Annotated in this window: 19 protein-coding genes; 8 read left to right on the top strand and 11 right to left on the bottom strand. The window is 71.2% G+C overall.

Going from position 1 to position 18,973, the window contains the following annotated elements; all coding sequences use genetic code 11:
• Positions 1-100: 100 nt before the first annotated feature.
• Positions 101-3,202, top strand: coding sequence for a BTAD domain-containing putative transcriptional regulator (locus AB0M82_RS21755; RefSeq protein ID WP_364724515.1), 3,102 nt, complete (start codon positions 101-103; stop codon positions 3,200-3,202).
• A gap of 15 nt (positions 3,203-3,217) precedes the next feature.
• Here the strand turns inward: AB0M82_RS21755 and AB0M82_RS21750 are convergent, their stop codons facing one another.
• Both AB0M82_RS21750 and AB0M82_RS21745 read right to left on the bottom strand, forming a co-directional pair.
• Complete coding sequence (locus AB0M82_RS21750; protein WP_364724512.1) at positions 3,218-3,703, bottom strand: nuclear transport factor 2 family protein; 486 nt, start codon at positions 3,701-3,703, stop codon at positions 3,218-3,220.
• On the bottom strand, positions 3,700-4,311 hold the full coding sequence (locus AB0M82_RS21745) for a TetR/AcrR family transcriptional regulator (RefSeq protein WP_364724510.1): 612 nt from the start codon (positions 4,309-4,311) through the stop codon (positions 3,700-3,702). The genes AB0M82_RS21750 and AB0M82_RS21745 overlap by 4 nt, the downstream gene beginning before the upstream one ends.
• A gap of 78 nt (positions 4,312-4,389) precedes the next feature.
• Here AB0M82_RS21745 and lhgO point away from each other — a divergent pair, with 78 nt between their 5' ends.
• A complete protein-coding gene (gene lhgO, locus AB0M82_RS21740) occupies positions 4,390-5,574 on the top strand; it encodes an L-2-hydroxyglutarate oxidase (RefSeq protein ID WP_364724508.1) in 1,185 nt (394 codons plus the stop codon).
• Here the strand turns inward: lhgO and AB0M82_RS21735 are convergent.
• On the bottom strand, positions 5,571-6,572 hold the full coding sequence (locus tag AB0M82_RS21735; protein ID WP_364724505.1) for a DUF3558 family protein: 1,002 nt from the start codon (positions 6,570-6,572) through the stop codon (positions 5,571-5,573). The genes lhgO and AB0M82_RS21735 overlap by 4 nt on opposite strands.
• A 71-nt stretch (positions 6,573-6,643) precedes the next feature.
• Positions 6,644-7,906, bottom strand: coding sequence for a serine--tRNA ligase (gene serS / locus AB0M82_RS21730; RefSeq protein WP_364724502.1), 1,263 nt, complete (start codon positions 7,904-7,906; stop codon positions 6,644-6,646).
• Between the two features lie 119 nt (positions 7,907-8,025).
• Here serS and AB0M82_RS21725 point away from each other — a divergent pair, with 119 nt between their 5' ends.
• Positions 8,026-9,318 (top strand): aspartate aminotransferase family protein, encoded by a 1,293-nt coding sequence (locus AB0M82_RS21725; RefSeq protein ID WP_364724500.1) that lies wholly within the window; start codon positions 8,026-8,028, stop codon positions 9,316-9,318.
• A gap of 162 nt (positions 9,319-9,480) precedes the next feature.
• Here AB0M82_RS21725 and AB0M82_RS21720 read toward each other — a convergent pair whose 3' ends face one another.
• From AB0M82_RS21720 to AB0M82_RS21705, 4 genes are all read right to left on the bottom strand, one after another.
• Positions 9,481-10,386 (bottom strand): haloalkane dehalogenase, encoded by a 906-nt coding sequence (locus AB0M82_RS21720; protein ID WP_364724497.1) that lies wholly within the window; start codon positions 10,384-10,386, stop codon positions 9,481-9,483.
• 68 nt (positions 10,387-10,454) lie between these two features.
• Positions 10,455-10,907: a DUF350 domain-containing protein gene (locus tag AB0M82_RS21715; protein WP_364724495.1), complete on the bottom strand. Its 453-nt coding sequence runs from the start codon at positions 10,905-10,907 to the stop codon at positions 10,455-10,457.
• Positions 10,908-10,951: 44 nt separating this feature from the next.
• Positions 10,952-12,118 carry a glutathionylspermidine synthase family protein gene (locus AB0M82_RS21710; protein ID WP_364724493.1) on the bottom strand — a complete coding sequence of 389 codons (1,167 nt, stop codon included), beginning with the start codon at positions 12,116-12,118 and terminating at the stop codon, positions 10,952-10,954.
• Positions 12,119-12,730, bottom strand: coding sequence for a cell envelope integrity protein TolA (locus tag AB0M82_RS21705; RefSeq protein ID WP_364724490.1), 612 nt, complete (start codon positions 12,728-12,730; stop codon positions 12,119-12,121).
• A gap of 94 nt (positions 12,731-12,824) precedes the next feature.
• Here AB0M82_RS21705 and AB0M82_RS21700 point away from each other — a divergent pair, with 94 nt between their 5' ends.
• The 3 genes from AB0M82_RS21700 (at position 12,825) to AB0M82_RS21690 (ending at position 14,793) form a co-directional block, all read left to right on the top strand.
• Complete coding sequence (locus tag AB0M82_RS21700; protein ID WP_364724487.1) at positions 12,825-13,850, top strand: septum formation family protein; 1,026 nt, start codon at positions 12,825-12,827, stop codon at positions 13,848-13,850.
• Complete coding sequence (locus tag AB0M82_RS21695) at positions 13,850-14,200, top strand: metallopeptidase family protein (protein WP_364724485.1); 351 nt, start codon at positions 13,850-13,852, stop codon at positions 14,198-14,200. The genes AB0M82_RS21700 and AB0M82_RS21695 overlap by 1 nt, the downstream gene beginning before the upstream one ends.
• A 110-nt stretch (positions 14,201-14,310) precedes the next feature.
• Positions 14,311-14,793, top strand: coding sequence for a hypothetical protein (locus tag AB0M82_RS21690; protein ID WP_364724484.1), 483 nt, complete (start codon positions 14,311-14,313; stop codon positions 14,791-14,793).
• Between the two features lie 24 nt (positions 14,794-14,817).
• Here the strand turns inward: AB0M82_RS21690 and AB0M82_RS21685 are convergent, their stop codons facing one another.
• From AB0M82_RS21685 to pheA, 3 genes are all read right to left on the bottom strand, one after another.
• Positions 14,818-15,459 carry a DUF4232 domain-containing protein gene (locus tag AB0M82_RS21685; protein WP_364724482.1) on the bottom strand — a complete coding sequence of 214 codons (642 nt, stop codon included), beginning with the start codon at positions 15,457-15,459 and terminating at the stop codon, positions 14,818-14,820.
• Between the two features lie 123 nt (positions 15,460-15,582).
• Positions 15,583-16,200 (bottom strand): histidine phosphatase family protein, encoded by a 618-nt coding sequence (locus AB0M82_RS21680; RefSeq protein WP_364724480.1) that lies wholly within the window; start codon positions 16,198-16,200, stop codon positions 15,583-15,585.
• Positions 16,197-17,105: a prephenate dehydratase gene (gene pheA, locus AB0M82_RS21675; RefSeq protein WP_364724478.1), complete on the bottom strand. Its 909-nt coding sequence runs from the start codon at positions 17,103-17,105 to the stop codon at positions 16,197-16,199. Before pheA ends, AB0M82_RS21680 begins: the two co-directional genes overlap by 4 nt.
• 99 nt (positions 17,106-17,204) lie before the next feature.
• Here pheA and AB0M82_RS21670 point away from each other — a divergent pair, with 99 nt between their 5' ends.
• Complete coding sequence (locus tag AB0M82_RS21670; RefSeq protein ID WP_364724475.1) at positions 17,205-17,825, top strand: macro domain-containing protein; 621 nt, start codon at positions 17,205-17,207, stop codon at positions 17,823-17,825.
• 115 nt (positions 17,826-17,940) lie between these two features.
• On the top strand, positions 17,941-18,873 hold the full coding sequence (gene coaA / locus AB0M82_RS21665) for a type I pantothenate kinase (protein ID WP_364724472.1): 933 nt from the start codon (positions 17,941-17,943) through the stop codon (positions 18,871-18,873).
• The last annotated feature ends 100 nt before the right edge of the window (positions 18,874-18,973 follow it).

Here is an 18,973-nt window from a genome sequence, read left to right as displayed (position 1 = left end):
GAAGTGTATAGACGCACGCTCAGCTGATTCACAGCCCCACGCCGAACCGCACTTTCGAGTGATTCCCACCGCACGCCGAAGGACGTCCTACGCTGGGCGCATGCGGATCGGGGTGCTGGGGGCCGTCGCCGCGTGGCTCCCGGACGGCAGGCAGGTGGCGGTGGGTGGCCCGCGGTCGCGGACGCTGCTGGCGCTGCTCGCGCTCGAAGCCGGGCGGTTCGTCCCGGCCGAACGGCTGATCGACGGCATGTACGGCGAGCACCCGCCGGACGGCGCGGCCAACGCGCTCCAGTCGCAGGTGTCGCGGCTGCGGGCGGCGTTGAAGGACCCGGCGCCGGTCGAGTTCACCGCGGCCGGGTACCGGCTGGCCGTCGAGCCGGACGAGGTCGACGTCCACCGCTTCGAGCGGCTCGCGCGCGAAGGCCGGGCGCTGCTGAAGACCGGGGAGCACGCGCGAGCGGCGGCCGTGCTGGGCGAGGCGCTCGCGTTGTGGCGGGGGCCCGCGTTCACCGACCTGACGGACGCGCCGTTCGCCGCCGCCCAGGCGACCCGGCTCGAGGAGCTGCGGGCGGACGCGGTGGACGACCACGTCGAGGCGCGGCTGGCGCTGGGGCAGGCCGACGACGTCCTCGCCGGGCTGCGGGAGACCGTCACCGCCCGGCCGCTGCGGGAACGGCCGCGCGCGCAGCTGGTCCGCGCGCTGGCCGCCGCGGGACGGCCGGCCGACGCGCTCGCCGCGTTCGAGGACGCCCGCCGGACGCTGGCCGACGAGCTGGGCGCCGACCCCGGCCCCGACCTCGCCGAAGCGCACCTCGCCGTGCTCCGCGGCGACGGCGAGAAGCCGGCGATCTCGGCGTTGCCCGCGCAGCTGACCAGCTTCGTCGGCCGGGACGCCGAGCTGCGGCAGGTCACGGACCTGCTGGCGCACAACCGGCTCGTGACGCTCACCGGGCCGGGCGGCACCGGCAAGACGCGGCTGGCGGTCGAGGTTTCGGCGGCCGAGGCCGGGCCGGTCGCCTTCGTCGAGCTGGCCCCGCACGACAGTGCCGGCGTCGCCCGCGCGGTGCTGACCGCGCTCGGCCTGCGCGACGCCCCGCTCACCACGCGCGGCGGCGCGCAGGATCCGGCCGAGCGGCTGGTCGCGGCGCTGCGGGACCGCGCGACGCTGCTGGTGCTCGACAACTGCGAGCACGTCGTCGACGTCGCGGCCCGGCTGGCCGCGCGGCTGCTCGCCGCGTGCCCCGGCCTGCGGGTGCTGGCCACCAGCCGCGAGCCGCTCGGCATCACCGGCGAGCAGCTGGCGCCGGTGCCGCGGCTGGCCGTCCCGCCGCCCGGGACGTCCGCCGCGCGGGCCCTGGAGTTCCCGGCGATCCGGTTGTTCGCCGACCGCGCCGCCGCGAGCGACCCCGCGTTCGCCGTGGACGAGTCGACGATCGGCGACGTCCAGCACGTCTGCGCGGCCCTCGACGGCCTGCCGTTGGCACTGGAGCTGGCCGCGGCGCGCGTCCGGACCCTGGACCTCGGCGAGATCGCGACCCGGCTCGACGACCGGTTCCGGCTGCTCGCCCGCGGCAGCCGGACGGCCGAGGCGCGCCACCGCTCGCTGCGCGGCGTCGTCGAATGGAGCTGGGACCTGCTCGGCGACGAGGAGCGCGAGCTGGCGCGGCGGCTGACGGTGTTCCCCGGCGGCGCGACCGCGGCGGCCGCCGCCGAGGTCTGCGGCGCGGACCCCGACCTGCTGCCGGAACTGGCGGACAAGTCGCTGGTCGAAGTGGCCGGCGGGCGATTCCGGATGCTGGAGACGATCCGCGCGTTCGGCGCGGAGAAGCTCGCCGAAGCGGGCGAGGCCGAGGCGATCCACCGCGCCCACGCGGAGTACTTCCTGCGGTTCGCCGAAGAAGCCGATCCGATGCTGCGGACGGCGGCGCAGCTGGAGTGGCTCGGGCGGATCGACGCCGACTACGACAACCTCCTGGCCGCGTTGCGCTGGGCGACCGGCAACGACGTCGTGCTGGCGCTGCGGCTGGTGCCGCTGCTGGCGATGTACTGGTGGATGCGCGGACGGCGGTTCGAGGGCGCCGGGCTGTCGCTGGCCGTGGTTTCGCGGTGCCCGCCGGAGGTGCGCGAGCAGTACGTCGAAGAGTTCCTGGTCTGCGTGCTCGAGGCGATGTCCGGTGCGCCGCACGAGTCGCTGGAGCAGTACCTGCCGCTGGTCCGGCGGTACGCGACGGACAGCGACTGGGCGCCCCGCAACCCGATGCTGGTGATGCTCCTGGGCGTGGTCGTCGGCCCGCCCGGTGACGACACGGAGCTGGCCGGCCGCGCCGAAGGCCTGCTGGCGCACGGCGACGCGTGGGCCTGGGCGCTGCTGCCGATGGGCGTGGGCCTGCGCGCGATGATGGCGGGCGACCCGGCCGGGGCCGAGGAAGGCCTGCGCGAGGGCGCGGCGCAGTTCCGCGCGCTGGGTGAGCGGTGGGGCCTGTCGATGGCGCTCGACCACCTTTCGCAGCTGCTGACGTGGCGCGGCGACCACGACGCCGCGCTGCCGCTGATGGACGAGGCACTGGGCCTGATGCACGAGATCGGCGCGACGGACGACGCCGCGGACCTGATCGGCCGCCGCGCCTGGACCCGTCTCCTCCAGGGCGACCACGCGGGCGCCCGGGCGGACTACGAACGGGCGGTGGCGACGGCCCGCCGTTCGGGCATGCCGGAATCCCGCGCGGCGGCGTACATCGGGCTGGCGAACCTGTCCCGGCACGAAGGCGACCTGGTCACGGCACGCTCGTTGAACGAACGCGCGCTGGCGGAGTGCACGGGCGGCTCGTTCGCGGCGGAGTCGGTCCGCGCGGCGGCGATGATCTCGCTGGGCTGGCTGTCCTGTGTCGAAGGGCGGCCGGACGAGGCGGCTCGGCTGCACCGCTCGGCATTGCTGACCGCCCGGCAGTGGCACGCGGGCGACGTGATGGCCTTCGCCTTGGAGGGCCTGGCCGGGGCGGCGGCCCAGCCGGAACAGGCAGCGGTGCTGCTCGGCGCGGCGGCGGCGGTCCGTGGGACGGCGATCAGCGGGGACCCGGACGCCTCCTCGGTGCGGGCCAGGGTGGTGGCGGCCTTGGGGGCGAAGGATTTCGAGCGGGCCTACGGGGCGGGTGCGGGGTTGGGCACGCGGAAGGCGTTGGCCGCGGCGGGCTTGGCGGACTGACGGACTCGAGTCGCGCTACCCGGCCCGGGGAGCGGTCAGCGGGACCGCGTGCCGGTCCCCCGACCGCACCATCGCCAGCAGCGGCTTCGTCAGCACGCTCAACACCCGTGCGACCAGCGGGCGGCCGTTGCGGCGGGCGATGTCCGGGCCGAACCGGTCCATCAACGCCACCAACGCCGGCAACGTCCGCACGAACAACGTCGCCTCCACGATCAGGCCCTCGTCGTTCAGCTTCACCAGCGTCGCCTCTTCGATGTCCTCGCCGCCGATCCGGGCGGAGTAGACCACCACCCGCGTCCGCTCGTCGCCGACGTCCGTGTGGAACCGGATCTCCGACAGGTGCGCGTACGCCACCTCGATCAGCGGCCGCAGTTCCGCGTGTCCGGTGAAGCGCACGCGGGACGTCAGCGGTGAACGCAGCACCGCGTCCGGCGCGAACGCCGTCAGCGCCAGGTCCACGTCGCCCGCTTCGGCCGCGCGGCGGTACGTCTCCGTGCTCATCGTTCCCCCTTCATCAGTGTGCCGAGCCCGCGCCACAGCAGGTCGACCGTCAGCGCCACCACCTCGTCGCGCGGGACCTCGCGGTGGCGCCACCACCACGTCGCGATCGCGTTGAGGGCGCTCTTGCAGGCGTCCGCCAGTGCCTCGTCGGCGAGCTCACGCGGGATGCGCGCCGTCAGGCCGAGGCTCGGGATGCCGTGGAACAGCGCGGTCAGGTTCGCGGTCGCTCTCGCCTGGCCGGCTCGGTGCACCGAGGCGACCACCGGGTCGGACGGCGACTCCGCGAAGATCATCCGCCAGCCTCGCTCGTGGGATTCGATCCACGCCAGGATCGCCGCGACGCGGCTTCGCAACAGGACCTCCGGATCGTCCGACCGCGGAAGCGAGCCCCAGCCGGCCAGCAATCCGTCCACTTCGGACTCCAGGAGCGCCGCGTACAGCTCCGCCTTCGCCGGGAAGTGGTCGTAGAGCACCGGTGTGCTGATCCCGGCGGCCGCGGCGACCTCGCGCATCCCGGCCGCGTCGTAGCCGGCCGAAGCGAACACCTCGCTGGCCGCCGCGAGGATCCGCTCGCGCCGCGCCTCCCGCGTCAATCGCTTACCTGACATCGGTTAGGTACCTTACCTGACGATGGTTAGGTAACGCCAGGAGACCAACCCCGGAGTACTCGCGTAGCCTGATCGATCGTGCGCAACGTGGTGGTCGTCGGGGGCGGGATCGTCGGTCTGGCCGTGGCCTGGGAGCTGACCAGGCGCGGGCTGGACGTCACCGTGCTGGAAAAGGAGCCGCGCTGGGCGGCGCACCAGACCGGGCACAACTCGAACGTCGTCCACGCCGGGCTCTACTACAAGCCCGGCTCCTTCAAGGCGCGGATGTCCGTCGCCGGCAACCGGTCCATCGTGGACTTCGCGCGCCAGTACGGCGTGCCCGTCGAGGTGTGCGGGAAGCTCGTCGTCGCCACCGACGAGAAGGAGATCCCGGCGCTGAACACCCTCGCCGAGCGAGCCGAGGCCAACGGGGTGCCGGCGAAGAAGATCTCACCCGAGGAAGCCCGCGAGTACGAGCCCGAGGTCGCCTGCGTCGCCGCCCTGCGCGTCGAGTCGACCGGGATCATCGACTTCCCCGGCGTCTGCCAGGCGCTCGTCCGGCTGCTCGACGAAGCCGGCGTCGACCTCCGGCTGAACAGTCCCGCGCTCGCCATCCGCGCCGGGAGCGACGGCGGTGTCGAGGTGGCCACCGGCAGCGACGTCGTCGCCGCCGACGCGCTCGTCAACTGCGCCGGCCTGCACGCCGACCGCGTCGCGCGGCTCGCCGGGCTGACGCCGTCCGCGAAGATCGTGCCCTTCCGCGGTGAGTACTACGAGCTCAAGCCCGACCGGCGGCACCTGGTCAAGGGCCTGATCTACCCCGTGCCGGATCCGACGCTGCCGTTCCTCGGCGTGCACCTCACGCGGATGCTCGACGGCAGCGTGCACGCCGGCCCGAACGCCGTGCTCGCGCTGCGCCGCGAGGGTTACCGCTGGGGCGACTTCTCCGCGAAGGACATCGCCGAGGTGGCGGCCTTCCCCGGCGTCTGGCGGCTCGCGCGCAAGTACGCGTTCCCGACCGGCCTCGACGAGGTGCGGCGCTCGTTCTCGAAGAAGCGGTTCGCCGCGAGCCTCGCGCGGCTCGTCCCGGCCGTCAGCGAGGACGACATCGTGCGCCACGGCTCCGGCGTGCGCGCCCAGGCGATGCGCCGCGACGGCTCGCTCGTCGACGACTTCCTCATCGAGACCGCGCGCGACCAGGTGCACGTCCTCAACGCGCCGTCACCGGCCGCGACAAGCGCGCTGGAGATCGCGCGCCACATCGCGGACCAGGTCTCGGCCTAGCCCGGCAGGTTCGCCGTCACCAGCGGCAGCCCCTGCTTGACCAGGTCGCAGGTCTTGCCGTCGTCGCCGATGAACCCGCTGACCACCTGCACCGACGACGTGTCGGTGATCGCCAGCGTCGCGCCGCAGGTCACCCGCAGGCCGCCCATGTTCGGGAACAGGCCCCACTTCTTGCCGCCGACGTCGACGGTCTCGGTCGGGTTGACGCCCTTCGCCCCCGGCCACTCGCCCACCGGCGTGCTGGGACCGAACCAGACTTCGAACGCCTTCTGGCCGTCGTCGCCGTCGGTGTCGTCCCACAGGCAGTAGGACGCGTTCGGCACCGACGACGAGTTGTCCTTCTCGCCGTCGGGCGAGATGTTCTTGAGCTGGGCGACCTGGTCCGGCTTCAGCATCGTGCACGGGTCCACCGACAGCAGCGGGCCACCGGGCTCCGGCTTCACCGGCCCGGACGGCGTGATCGGCGGCGCCGGCGTGCCTCCGGGCAGGTGCGCGGCGGCCTGCGGGATCACGCGCTTCGCCAGCTCGCACGACTTGTCCAGCGTCAGAGTGGAAACGCCGACGTAGACGAACGACCTGGTGCCCAGCACGGCGTAGAACACGCAGTCGTTGGGCAGGAGCGAGCCGTACTGCGTCCAGCTGAACCCGCCGATCTGCTGCGGCGAGGACTTCGGGACGGCGCCGGAGAGGTACTCGTTGATGTCCATGCCCGTCGCGAGACCGACGTTGAGCACGGCGGACGGGTCGATGTCGTCCTTCGAGGTCCACAGGCACATCGGCGGCTGGAGCCGCTCCTTGTTCTCCTGCACGGGCCTCCCCGGGCTCTCGTAGCCGAGGGCGTCGACCTGATCCGGGCTCAGCAACGCGCAGGCGTCGACGGCCTTGACGATCGGCCCCTGGCCCGGCACCGGCGACGCCGAACCGCCGACCGTCACCGTGCACCCCGCCACCACGGTCAGGGTCGCCAAAGCCAGGCCGACCTGCCACTTCAAGCGCATACGATGAGTCCTCTCCCGTTCGGCCCGCACGATACTGGGACGGACGGGGGAGCATCGGGGATCCATTCGATTCAGCGCGGCGTGAGGACTTCCTTGCCGCCGAGGAACGGGCGCAGCGCCTCCGGCACGCGAACCGAGCCGTCCTCCTGCTGGTGGTTCTCGACGATCGCGACGATCCACCGCGTGGTGGCCAGCGTGCCGTTGAGCGTCGCGGCGATCTGCGGCTTGCCGTTGTCGTCGCGGTAGCGGACCGAGAGGCGGCGGGCCTGGAACGTCGTGCAGTTGGACGTCGACGTCAGCTCGCGGTAGGTCTCCTGCGTCGGGATCCACGCCTCGCAGTCGAACTTGCGGTGCGCGGACGTGCCGAGGTCGCCGGTCGCGGTGTCGATCACCCGGTAGGGCACCTCGATCTTCGCCAGCATCTGCTCTTCCCAGCCGAGGAGCCGCTCGTGCTCCGCCTCGGCGTCGGCGGGCTTCGCGTAGACGAACATCTCGACCTTGTCGAACTGGTGGACGCGGATGATGCCGCGGGTGTCCTTGCCGTACGACCCGGCCTCGCGCCGGTAGCAGGACGACCAGCCCGCGTAGCGCTTCGCGCCGTCGTTCAGGTCGAGGATCTCGTCGGCGTGGAAGCCGGCCAGCGGCACCTCCGACGTCCCGACGAGGTACAGGTCGTCGTCCTCGAGGTGGTAGATCTCGCTCGAGTGCTGGCCGAGGAAGCCGGTGCCGGCCATGATCTCCGGGCGCACCAGCGACGGCGTGATCATCGGCGTGAAGCCGTTCTCGAGCGCCTGCGCGATGGCCATGTTGAGCAGGCCGAGCTGCAGCTGCGCGCCGACGCCGGTGAGGAAGTAGAACCGCGAGCCCGACACCTTGGCGCCGCGCTCCATGTCGACGCCGCCGAGGCCTTCGAGCAGCTCGAGGTGGTCGCGCGGGGTGAAGGAGAACTTCACCGGCTCGCCGACGTGCTTGAGCACGGTGAAGTCGTCCTCGCCGCCGACCGGCGCGTCGGGGTGCACCAGGTTCGCCACGGTGCGGAAGAGCTGGTCGAACTCCTCCGACGCGGTGTTCTGCTCCACCTCGGCCGCCTTGACCTGCGCGGCGAGCTCCTTGGCGGTGGCCAGCAGCTGCTGCTTCTCCGCCGGCGGCGCCTTCGGGATCTGCTTGCCCAGCACCTTCTGCTCGTTGCGCAGCTTGTCGGCGGCCGCGATCGAAGACCGGCGCCGGGTGTCGAGGGAGAGCAGCTTGTCGACCACTCCCTCGTCTTCGCCACGGGCGCGCTGCGACGCGCGCACGGCTTCCGGGTCATCGCGCAGAGTCCTGGGGTCAATCACGAGGACAGAGGGTAGTCCGTACAGACTGTGCGCCCGTACTCGGTTGTCCCGACAGTCTGATCGTTGAAGCGCTGTTCACGGCCTCCCCATACTCCTTGGAGACCTTGAGGAGGCGTTTGATGACCGACGACCTGCTGGCCCGCCACCGCGCCGTCATGCCGAGCTGGATGTCGCTGCTCTACGAAGAGCCGATCGAGATCGTCCACGCGCACGACCGGCGGATGACGGACTCGCAGGGCCGCACCTACCTCGACTTCTTCGCCGGGGTGCTCACCAACTCGATGGGCTACGACGTCGCCGAGATCGGCGACGCGGTGCGCAAGCAGCTCGACACCGGCATCCTGCACACCTCGACGCTGTACCTGATCCGGTCGCAGGTCGAGCTGGCCGAGCGCATCGCGAAGCTGTCGGGGATTCCCGACGCGAAGGTGTTCTTCACGAACTCCGGCAGCGAAGCCAACGACACGGCGCTGATGCTCGCGACGCAGTACCGGCGCAGCAACCAGGTGCTGGCGATGCGGAACTCCTACCACGGGCGCTCGTTCGGGACGGTCGCGATCACCGGCAACCGCGGCTGGTCGGCGTCGGCGCTGAGCCCGGTCAAGGTCGACTACGTGCACGGCGGCTACCGGTACCGCAGCCCGTTCCGGGACCTTTCCGACGCCGCCTACATCGACGCGTGCGTCGCGGACCTGGTGGACGTGCTGAACACGGCGACCTCGGGCGACGTCGCCTGCCTGATCGCCGAACCGATCCAGGGTGTCGGCGGGTTCAGCCTCCCGCCGGACGGCCTGTTCCGCGCCATGAAAGAGGTGCTCGACGCCCACGGGGTGCTGTTCATTTCGGACGAGGTCCAGACCGGCTGGGGCCGCACGGGCGAGCACTTCTGGGGCATCACGGCGCACGGCGTGACGCCGGACATGATGACGTTCGCGAAGGGCCTGGGGAACGGCCTCGCGGTGGGCGGCGTGGTGGCCCGCGGCGACGTGCTGGACTGTTTCCAGGCCCAGTCGTTCTCGACGTTCGGCGGCAACCCGGTCTCGATGGCCGGCGCGACAGCGGTGCTGGACTACATCAAGGACCACGACCTCCAGGCGAACTGCGCGGCTCGCGGCGCGCAGCTGCTTTCGGGGTTGCGCGCCGCTTCCTGTCCGCTGGTGGCCGAGGTGCGGGGCAAGGGGTTGATGATCGGCATCGAGCTGGTCGAGCCGGGCACGACGGAGCCTTTCGTGGCCGCGGCGGCGAGGATGCTGGAGGAGACGAAGAAGCGCGGGCTGCTGATCGGGAAGGGCGGGCTGCACGGGAACGTGCTGAGGCTCGGCCCGCCGATGACGCTGACGGCGGAGGAGTCCCAGGAGGGCCTGGACATCCTGGTCGACTCGCTGGCGGCGACGCACGCCGCACTGTCCTGAGCAGCCCCCGATTCCAGCCTAGCGAGGAGCCCCGACAGTCTCGGGACGTGGAAAGTCCGTGAATGTCGCATTGAGGGACTTAGAGTCTCTCAATGCGACATTCACGGCTTTTGGCGAGCGGAACTGTCGGCCCACCCCGGTAGCGTGGAAAACGGGGGCTGCTCAGCCCCGGACGAACCTCGCCACGTGCTCGGCCAGCTCCTCGCCCGCGTCCTCCTGGAGGAAGTGGCCCGCGCCCGCGATCACCGGGTGCTCCAGCCCCTGGGCGCCCTTCATCGAGCGCTTCAGGATCGGGGCCATGCCGCCGGTGATCGGGTCACCGTCGGAGAACGCGACCAGGAACGGGATGTCCAGCTCCGTCAGCGTCTTCCACGCCTCGCGGTTGGCCGGGGACGCCGGGTCGTCCGGCCGGTGGGGCACCAGGCCCGGCATCGCCCGCGGGCCGGCCTTGTACATCTCGTTCGGGAACGGCGCGTCGTAGGCCGCGCGCACCTCGTCGGACAGCGAAGACCGGCAGCCCGACTGGACGAAGCGCGCGACGTCCAGCACCGGCGCCTTCTGCACGGCTTCGCGGAACGAGTGCCACACCGGAGGCATGTCGACATCACCCGTCGGCAGGCCGGTGTTGGCCGCGACGACATGGGAGAAGCGCGACGGGTCCTCCGCGACCATCCGCAGCCCGATCAGGCCGCCCCAGTCCTGGCCGACGAGCGTCACGTCCCGCAGGTCGAGGGCGTCGAAGGCGAACCCGCGCATCCAGTTCACGTGCCGCGCGTAGGTGTGGTCGACGAGGTCACCCGGCTTGTCGGACCGGCCGAAGCCGACCAGGTCCGGCGCGATCGCGCGAAGGCCGGCAGCAGCCAGCACCGCGAGCATCTTGCGGTAGAGGAACGACCAGCTGGGTTCGCCGTGCAGCAGGAGCACGGGCTTGCCGTCGGCCGGCCCCGCCTCGACGTAGCCGACTCTGATCACGCCGCCGTGCGGGTCGCGGAGCTCGGTGTACTTCGGTTCGAAGGGAAAGTCGGGCAGGTCCGTGAACCGGTCTTCCGGTGTCCTCAGCAGGCGCACGAATCCCACGCTAGTGCGAACGGCGGAACCGGGCCACGCGCGTGGCCCGGCTCACGACGGAAGCCGGGTCAGGAGATGCCGACCGCCACGACGAGGCCGAGGCCGATGTGCGCGGCCGCGACGACGATGCTCACCGGGGCGAACTTCTCGCTCTCGATGGTCGACGCCACGTCGATGCGGGTCGCCCACTCCAGCAGCCGGACCGCGACGACCTGGACGATGATCCCGAGCAGGCCGTAGACGAGCGAGGTGATCAGGCCCTCGGTGAGGTCGCTCGCCGAGTTGAAGATCGCCACGACGACGATGAACGACATCGCGAGCAGCCCGGACGCGGTCACGATCACGGCGTTCGGCAGGCCCGCGTGCACCAGCTTCGACAGCTTGCCGGGCGTGGTCCAGTCGATCGCGTAGAACCCGGCGAACATCAGCAGCAGGCCGATGACGCCGTACAGCAGGATCGCGCCGATCCCCCGCACGAGGTCGGAGCCGAACGTGTCGGACAGCGCAAGGGTCGTGGTCACGAGTTTCTCCCAGGTGAAAAGAGCTGATCAGCGCAGGTGTTGTATCACGACTCGGGAATGCGGTGGGGGACGAACGCGGCCCCGTCGTCGGTGACCAGCCCGCCGGTTTCGCGGATGCCCAGCCCCGCGGAGCTGTCGCCGACGATCCACGCGCCGAGCGCCGGCCGGTAGCCGTCGAACTCGGGCAGCGGGTCGAACGCCTGGTAGACGAAGCCTTCGGCGCCGTAGACGCCGTCGGTCTGGGTCTCGTAGCCGGTGGCGACGATCTGGACGTTGGCGCCTTCACGGCCCAGCTTCGGCTTGCGGACGTACTCGGTGAGCAGGCCGGGGTCGTCGGCGAACGCGGGCAGCAGGTTCGGGTGGCCCGGGTAGTTCTCCCACAGGATCGCCAGCAACGTCTTGTTGGAGAGGATCATCTTCCACAGCGGCTCGATCCACAGCGTCCGCGGCAGCGACTCGACGGCGTGGCGGCCGAACTCCTCGTCGACCACCCACTCCCACGGGTACAGCTTCAGCACGGTCGCCATCTGCTGCTCTTCGAGGTCGACGAACCGTTTGAGCACCGGGTCCCAGCCGATCTCCTCGATCGCCAGCCCCACCGTGTCGAGCCCGGCCTCGGCCGCGGTCTCCTGCAGGTACGCCGTGGTGACGTTGTCCTCGCCGCTCGGGTCGGCCGCCGACCAGGTGAAGTGCAGCTCGTTCGACGGCAGCTTGTCCTGGAGCTGTCCCCAGCGCTCGACGAGCTTCTCGTGGATCGAGTTCCACTGGTCGTCGTCCGGGAAGACGTCGGTCTTCCAGTGCCACTGCAGCAGCGACGCCTCCAGCAGCGTGGTCGGCGTGTCCGCGTTGTACTCCAGCAGCTTCGCCGGCGACTTGCCGTCGTAGCGCAGGTCGAACCGGCCGTAGACGTGCGGGTCCTGCCGCTTCCACGACTCGGCGATGTGCGGCCAGACCCACTCGGGGATGCCGAACCGCTGGTAGCCCTCGGTCGTCACGACGTTGTCGACGGCTTCGAGGCACATCGAATGGAGCAGCTCGACGTCGGCCTCGAGCGAAAGCACCTCGTCCATTTCGAAGACGTAGTGCACCGACTCGTCCCAGTACGGCCGCACCCGGCCGCTGTTGTCGCGGGCCGGCGTGCCGTAGACGAGCCCCTGCTCCTCGACGATCCGCTGCCAGTCGCGCCGCGGCTCACGCCGGTCCCGGTACACCTACGATCCCCCGCTCTTGCCGCTGCCGCCGGAGCCCCCGGTGGTGCCGCTCTTGCCGCTGATGCCGAACCCGCCGCGCTGGACGGACTTGCCGGACTTCGTGTTGACGTTGGTGCGCGACGACGGCGGGTCGTAGGAGCCACCGGACACGCGCTGGCCGATGGTGCCGCTGCCGCCGTAGTTGTAGCGGTAGCTGTTGTAGCCGCCACCGCCGATCGGCAGGAACAGGAAGCCACCGCTGTGGTAGCCGCCGTGGCTGGTCACGTAGTTGTCGTCGCAGTAGTCGTCGTTCTGGACGACCCCGCCGGAGTCGGTGCAGACGGCCGTGACGTTGTTCGGCTTCGCGACGGTGTAGAACGTCGCGACCAGGCCGACGAGCCCGACCGTGACGCCGCTGCCGATGAGGATCTTGCGCCGCGTGGCCGCCTTGGCGTCGGCCTGGCGGGCCAGCTCCTCGTCGCGCTCCTCCTGGGCGAGCGCCTGCTGCCGCGCCCGCTGCTCGGCGACTGACGGCTGCCGGGCACGAGTGTTCTCGGCGTCCTGGAACCTCATCGAACCGCGCTTCGGCGGCTCGGGGGGCGGCTGGTCCCCAGCATTGTTGTCCTGCGTCATGTGCGCTCCGTAATCACCGGCCACCGCGAAACCCTGACCACCCTAACCACCCGGACCGCGCACGTCTCGCGCGACGCGGGCATCATGGACTGCGATGTCTCCCAGCGCCGATCGGTTCCCCACCGCCACGCAGACGTTGCGCACCCGCGTCGTGATGGGCGGGATCTTCGCGGGCGCGCTCATCGCGCTCGCGCTCAGCGTCGTGTTCTCCTGGAGCGACGGCGTCACCGGTGGGGCGGGCGGCGGCGCCGGCAAGCTGTCCGCGGCCGCCGAAGAGGCGTTCCACTCGCCGCCCGGCAGCTGCCTGACCTGGGACAACCCGGACGCGAGCGACGCGCGCAAGGTGCCGTGCCCCCAGCCGCACCTGTTCGAGGTGACCACGCTCGTCGACATCGGCCCCCAGTTCCCGGCGGGCGCGCCGGTGCCGTCGCTGGAGCAGTGGCAGCAGATCGCGCAGCAGAAGTGCACCTCGGACGTGAAGCCGTACCTCGGGCACAAGCTCGACCCGTACGGCAAGCTCACGACGAACCTGCTGCGCCCGACGCCGTCGCAGTGGGACGACGGCGACCGCCAGCTGCGGTGCGGCCTGCAGTGGGCCGGCCCCGGCGGCAAGCTGCTCCCGACGACCGGGCCGGCGAAGGACCAGGACCAGTCGCTGGTCTTCGAGCCGGGCACCTGTCTGGCGCTGCTCGGCAAGGGCGTCGGTGATCCGATCGAGTGCGCGAACCCGCACTCCTACGAGATCATCGCGACCCTCGACCTCAAGACGAAGTTCAAAGAGGGCTACCCCGCGCAGAACGACCAGAAGAGCTGGCTCGACACCGAGTGCAACAAGGCGGTGCCGGACTACACCGGCGGCGCCGACCTCGACGCGAAGAAGCTGATCCTGACCTGGGATCTGCGGGAGCAGGAGAGCTGGGACGCCGGCTCGACCAAGGTCAACTGCAAGGTGGCGGCGGCGCTGCCCGACAAGAGCGGCCTGCAGGCGGTGACCGGCAGCCTCAAGGGCGCCCCGCCGGGCACCGACGGCGGCCGGCCGGGTGACGGCCCGCCTTCGGACGGGGGTGGCGGTCCGGCCACGACGAACTCCGCCCCGCCGTCGACGAAGCAGAGCGGCTGATGCCCGTCGAGATGAGCCGGGAGCGGTTCGAGGAACTGGTCTCGGAAGCCCTGGACGAGGTGCCGCCCGAGTTCGCCCGCGCGATGGACAACGTCGTCGTGCTGGTCGAGGAGTTCAACGACGAAGCACCGGACATCCTCGGGCTGTACCACGGGATCGCGCTGACCGAGCGGACATCGTCGTACGGCGGCGTGCTGCCCGACCGGATCTCGATCTACCGGCGGCCGATCCTCGCCATGTGCGAGGACGAGGACGAGGTCGTCGAGGAGGTCCTCATCACCGTAGTGCACGAGCTGGGCCACCACTTCGGCATCGACGACGCCCGGCTCCACGAGCTCGGCTGGGGCTGAAACCTTCGCACCAGGCTCGATGACAAATCGGACTCAGCCGTGGCGCAATCGCACCAAGATCCGTGAATGTGAGCTGAAATGTCTCATCACCCAGGTGGTGGGAGGCGGCTATGCGCACCGTGGACCCGGGAACCGGCGCCGATGCCGGTCCCGACTTCGACGAGCCCTCGGACGACTCCGGCGAGGTCGCGGCACCGCTGCCGCACTCTCGCCGGCTGCTCGTGCTGAGCGCGGTGGCCGGGTTCGTGCTCGGCGGCAGCGTGCTCGGTCTGCTCTGGGGACTGTCCGGCGTGCACGCCGGAGCGCTCGAAGACGCCGTCGCGGCCTGCCAGGCACTCGACCGCGTCGGCGATCTCCCCGACACGAGCCGGGACGCGCGGCCGTCGCTGACACCCGGCCTCACCGCGGAGCGGTTGCACCGGATGACGGCCGCACGGGAGCTGGCCGCGGCCGCCGCCCAGGCCAACGCGAACTACGAGCCGCTGGCCGACCACATCGACGGCGTCAGCCGGATGGTGCTCAGCGTGCACTTCAACGACATCTCAGGCCAGCGGCATTTGATCGAGGCCAAGGAGATCTGCGCCAGAATTTGACCAGCCGGGCGACGCCCGTCCGGGTCAGGCGGGATGGACCGTCTTCACCGAGAGCTGGTTTCCGGGGATCTTCGTGCTCGCGCAGCCGGTGCCGTCGGCGGGCACGAAGTTCGACGCGGTCTCCTGCGGCAGGTAGATCCGCAGGCCCTTGACCGGCGTCGGCTGGCAGGTGGCCGGGTCGAAGGCCTGCACGTTGACGAACTGGATGTCGGCGGCCGCGGCCTGGCCGGGGTCCAGCTTCACGGCGTTGCCCTTGGTGCCTTCGCGGAAGGCGTCCTTGCCGACCTGGTGCCCGTCCGTGCCGGCGACGTAGGACACCCCGGGAAAGCCCTGGATGAGGCACGGCTTCGAGCTGGCGTTCGTGATGAGCAGCGGCCGGTAGAACGAGCCGGCGCCGGCGTCACCCTGGCCGAGCGAGAGCTTGACGTCGCCGGCCTTGCAGAGTCCGCTGTCCACCGGCGCGGCGACCGGCGCCGTGGCCGGCGCCGAGGTGCTCGGGCTCGACACGGTGGTAGTGGTGGTGGCCGAGGTCGGGGATTCCGGCGACGACGGCGTCGAGGTGCTCGCCGCGGGCGTGGTCCCACCGCTCCCGCAGGCGGAGAGCGCCAGCACGCCCGCCGAAGCCGCGACGACCGGGAAGAACCGTGAAAGTTTCGTCCGAACCATTTCAATCGCCTCCCTGGTGCTGTGGTACTGGGTAGACGCACGGATTCCCGGGCCGGTTGGTCAGAACAGTTAATTCCCCACCAAACGTGTCTTAAACGTGACGGGATCACACTTTCGTGACGGCTAGAGCGGGGTGTCGACCCAGGTCAGGCAGTGCCACTGACCGTCGGGGCGGGCCGCCAGCTCCACCAGGCCGGTGTTCGGGATCAGCGCCGCGTTGGCGACGTCCGCGTGGACGTTCGGCGCCAGCCACTCGCTGCCCAGGCGGATCACGCCGCCGTGGCTGACCAGGGCGATCACGCCGTCCGGGTCGGCCTGCTCGTGCTTGGCCCGCAGCCGGCCGACGGCGTCGAGCATCCGGGTGCGCACGCTGGTGCCGTTCTCGCCGCCGGGCAACGACGCCGTCAGCTCGCCGAGCGTCCACCGCCGCACGGTGTCCATGTAGGTCCGGATCGACTCATGGCCGGTGTGCCCCTCGAGATCACCCGCGACGACTTCGTGCACGCCGTCGACGACCTGCACGTCCAGGGAGAACCGCGCCGCCAGCGGCGCCGCCGTCTGCTGGGCGCGGGTCGCCTGCGACGCGTAGACGCCGACGATCGGCTCCCCCGCCAGCCGCGCCGCGAGCTCACCGGCCTGCCGGTGGCCGAGCTCGGTCAGCGGTGGCCCGGGCAGGGCGGTGTCGAGCGCGCCCCGGATGTTCCCTTCGGTTTGACCATGGCGGATGAGCAGCAGCCTCACGCCAGGTCCCCCTTGCGGACCGCGTCGGCCCACACGGCCGCTTCGACGAAGTCGTCGTTGCCGAAGCCGGGCTCGATCGTCGTGCGGGTCCCGTCGGCGCGCGGGTGTGAGCCGAGGAACCGCAGGTGACGGCAGTGGCGGCGCAACGCCGTCAGCGCGTCGAGGATCCGCGGTTCGGCCACGTGGCCCTCGAAGTCGATGAAGAAGCGGTACTCGCCGAAGTTGCTGCGCGTCGGCCGGGCGTCGAGCCGGGTCAGGTTGATGCCGCGGGTGGCCAGTTCGGTGAGCAGTTCGGCGAGCGTGCCGGTGCGGTTCACGGCCGCGGCGACCACGGACGTCCGGTCGGCGCCGGTCGGCTCCGGCAGCTCGCCCGGCGGGCGGACCAGCAGGAACCGCGTCGCCGCGTCGGTGACGTCGGCGACCTCGGTGGCCAGCACCTCGAGGGCGTAGTGCTCGACCGCGACCGGCGCGCAGACCGCGGCGTCGAAATCGCCCTCCAGCACGCCGACGGCGGCGGCGGACGTCGACGACGACGCCACCGGGTGCGCGTCCGGCAGGTTCGCCTCGAGCCACTCCCGGACCTGGGCGAGCGCGTGCGGGTGGCTGGCGACGGTCCGGATGTCGCCGCCACCGGGCCGGGCCAGCACGCTGAAGTGGACCGGCAGTATCGCTTCCGCGACGGCGACCAGCGGCGTCGACTCGCTGAGCGCGTCGAGCGTGGCGGGCACCACGCCTTCGACCGAGTTCTCGATGGGCACGCACGCGGCGTCCACCTCGCCCGTGCGGACGGCCGTCATCGCCAGCCGGATGGTCTCGACCGGAATCAGCTCTTCGCCGGCGGCGAGGATCCGCGCGGCCTGTTCGGTGAAGGTCCCTCGGGGGCCGAAGTATGCGATCCGTGACACAGCATCCAGGCTACGGGGTCGGGCCGTGGCGACATTCACTCGGACAGCCGGTACGCGAACCGGTTACGCCGGGTGGCATTTTTTGCGATGCTTGGGTGCGTGACCGCCGACTCGGGCACGCACACCGGCCGTGAGGGCGCCCACCCGCCGGTCTCCCCTCGCACCCCGGAGCTGGTGCTGTGCGCCGTCGATGAACCACTCGCCGATGCCTGGACCGCCGCCGCCGAAAAACTGGCCGGCCGGGTCCGGGTGCACCGCGGGTCGGTGCTCGACGTCGTCGCCCAGGCCGTGGTCAGCCCGGCCAATTCCTACGGCTGGATGCGCGGCGGCATCGACGCCGTCTACGCGCGGGCGTTCCCCGGCGTGGAACAGAGCGTCCGCAGCGCCGTCCTGGCCTTTCACGGCGGCGAACTGCCGATCGGCGACGCCGTGGTCGTGCCGACCGGCGAAGCCGAGCCGGCCTGGCTGATCAGCGCGCCGACGATGCGGGAACCCGGCGAACGGCTGCCCGCCGACACCGTGCACCCCTACCTCGCGGCCCGCGCGGTGTTCCTGCGGTGGCGCGACGGACGGCTCGACCACGGCGCGGTGCGGGAGTTCGTCGACACCATCGCGATGCCGGGGCTGGGCACCGGCGTCGGCGGCGTCGAGCCCGCGACGTGCGCCCGGCAGGTCGCGGCGGCGTGGGACGAGGTCTTCGGAAACCGTCACGGTCGGTGATTTCCCCCGTTTACGGGGTGGACTACATCACAGCGCGTTCACCCGCCGTAAGCCCTACCGTTAATCATTCAGGTGAAACGTCCGCCAGTGCAGGCGACGGCCGGAGGAGTGTGCGATGACCCGGGTCCGCGAACTCAGCCCGTATGTCGAGCTGCACCGGGAACAATGGAAGGAACTGCGTAGTTCCACCCCGTTGCCGTTGACCGCGGCCGAGTTGCTGCGGCTGCGCGGCCTCGGCGAGCAGGTGGACCTGGCCGAGGTGGCCGACGTCTACCTCCCCCTGTCCCGCCTGATCAACCTCCAGGTCGCCGCGCGCCAGCGGCTCTACGAAGCGACCACGACGTTCCTCGGTGACGACTCCCGCGGCACGAAGGTCCCGTTCGTGATCGGTATCGCCGGGAGCGTGGCGGTCGGCAAGTCGACCACCGCCCGCATCCTGCGCACGCTGCTCGCCCGCTGGCCGGACCACCCCCGCGTCGACCTGGTCACCACCGACGGCTTCCTGCACCCGCGCGCCGAGCTGATGCGGCGCGGGATCATGCACCGCAAGGGGTTTCCCGAAAGCTACGACCGGCGGGCGCTGCTGCGGTTCGTCACCGAGGTGAAGTCGGGCGCCGAGCGCGTCGCCGCGCCGGTGTACTCGCACCTGGCCTACGACATCCTGCCCGGCCAGGAGCAGGTGGTGCGGCAGCCGGACATCCTCATCGTCGAGGGCCTGAACGTGCTGCAGCCGGGGCCGCGGCTGATGGTGTCCGACCTCTTCGACTTCTCGATCTACGTCGACGCGCACACCGACGACATCCAGCGCTGGTACATCGAGCGCTTCCTGGAGCTGCGGCACACGGCGTTCGCGGACCCGGCGTCGCACTTCCACCACTTCGCCGGCCTGCCCGACGACGAGGCCCGCGCCGAAGCGCGGCACCTGTGGCGCTCGATCAACGAGCCGAACCTGATGGAGAACATCAAGCCGACCCGGCCGCGGGCGACGCTGGTGCTGCGCAAGGACTGCGACCACGCCATCAACCGGGTCCGGCTCCGCAAGCTCTAGCGCTGGTCACGAACCCGGGAAGCCGGATCGGTGACGCGCCGCGTCACCCACATGCCGCCCATTGCCACGCTGGGCGAACACCTGGCCACTCGTTGTCGCT

Origin of the sequence: Amycolatopsis sp. NPDC051128, assembly GCF_040682715.1 — a bacterium.
In the GTDB taxonomy this organism is placed as follows: domain Bacteria; phylum Actinomycetota; class Actinomycetes; order Mycobacteriales; family Pseudonocardiaceae; genus Amycolatopsis.
Note: the sequence above shows the minus strand (reverse complement) of the source record. Positions and strands in the feature narration are given on the sequence as shown.

Bases quoted from the DNA above. Each gene is read 5' to 3' on its own strand.
- AB0M82_RS21755 (WP_364724515.1), top strand. From the start codon at position 101: ATGCGGATCGGGGTGCTGGGGGCCGTCGCCGCGTGGCTCCCGGACGGC.
- AB0M82_RS21750 (WP_364724512.1), bottom strand. From the start codon at position 3,703: ATGAGCACGGAGACGTACCGCCGCGCGGCCGAAGCGGGCGACGTGGAC.
- AB0M82_RS21745 (WP_364724510.1), bottom strand. From the start codon at position 4,311: ATGTCAGGTAAGCGATTGACGCGGGAGGCGCGGCGCGAGCGGATCCTC.
- AB0M82_RS21735 (WP_364724505.1), bottom strand. From the start codon at position 6,572: ATGCGCTTGAAGTGGCAGGTCGGCCTGGCTTTGGCGACCCTGACCGTG.
- AB0M82_RS21725 (WP_364724500.1), top strand. From the start codon at position 8,026: ATGACCGACGACCTGCTGGCCCGCCACCGCGCCGTCATGCCGAGCTGG.
- AB0M82_RS21705 (WP_364724490.1), bottom strand. From the start codon at position 12,730: ATGACGCAGGACAACAATGCTGGGGACCAGCCGCCCCCCGAGCCGCCG.
- AB0M82_RS21700 (WP_364724487.1), top strand. From the start codon at position 12,825: ATGTCTCCCAGCGCCGATCGGTTCCCCACCGCCACGCAGACGTTGCGC.
- AB0M82_RS21695 (WP_364724485.1), top strand. From the start codon at position 13,850: ATGCCCGTCGAGATGAGCCGGGAGCGGTTCGAGGAACTGGTCTCGGAA.
- AB0M82_RS21690 (WP_364724484.1), top strand. From the start codon at position 14,311: ATGCGCACCGTGGACCCGGGAACCGGCGCCGATGCCGGTCCCGACTTC.
- AB0M82_RS21685 (WP_364724482.1), bottom strand. From the start codon at position 15,459: ATGGTTCGGACGAAACTTTCACGGTTCTTCCCGGTCGTCGCGGCTTCG.
- coaA (WP_364724472.1), top strand. From the start codon at position 17,941: ATGACCCGGGTCCGCGAACTCAGCCCGTATGTCGAGCTGCACCGGGAA.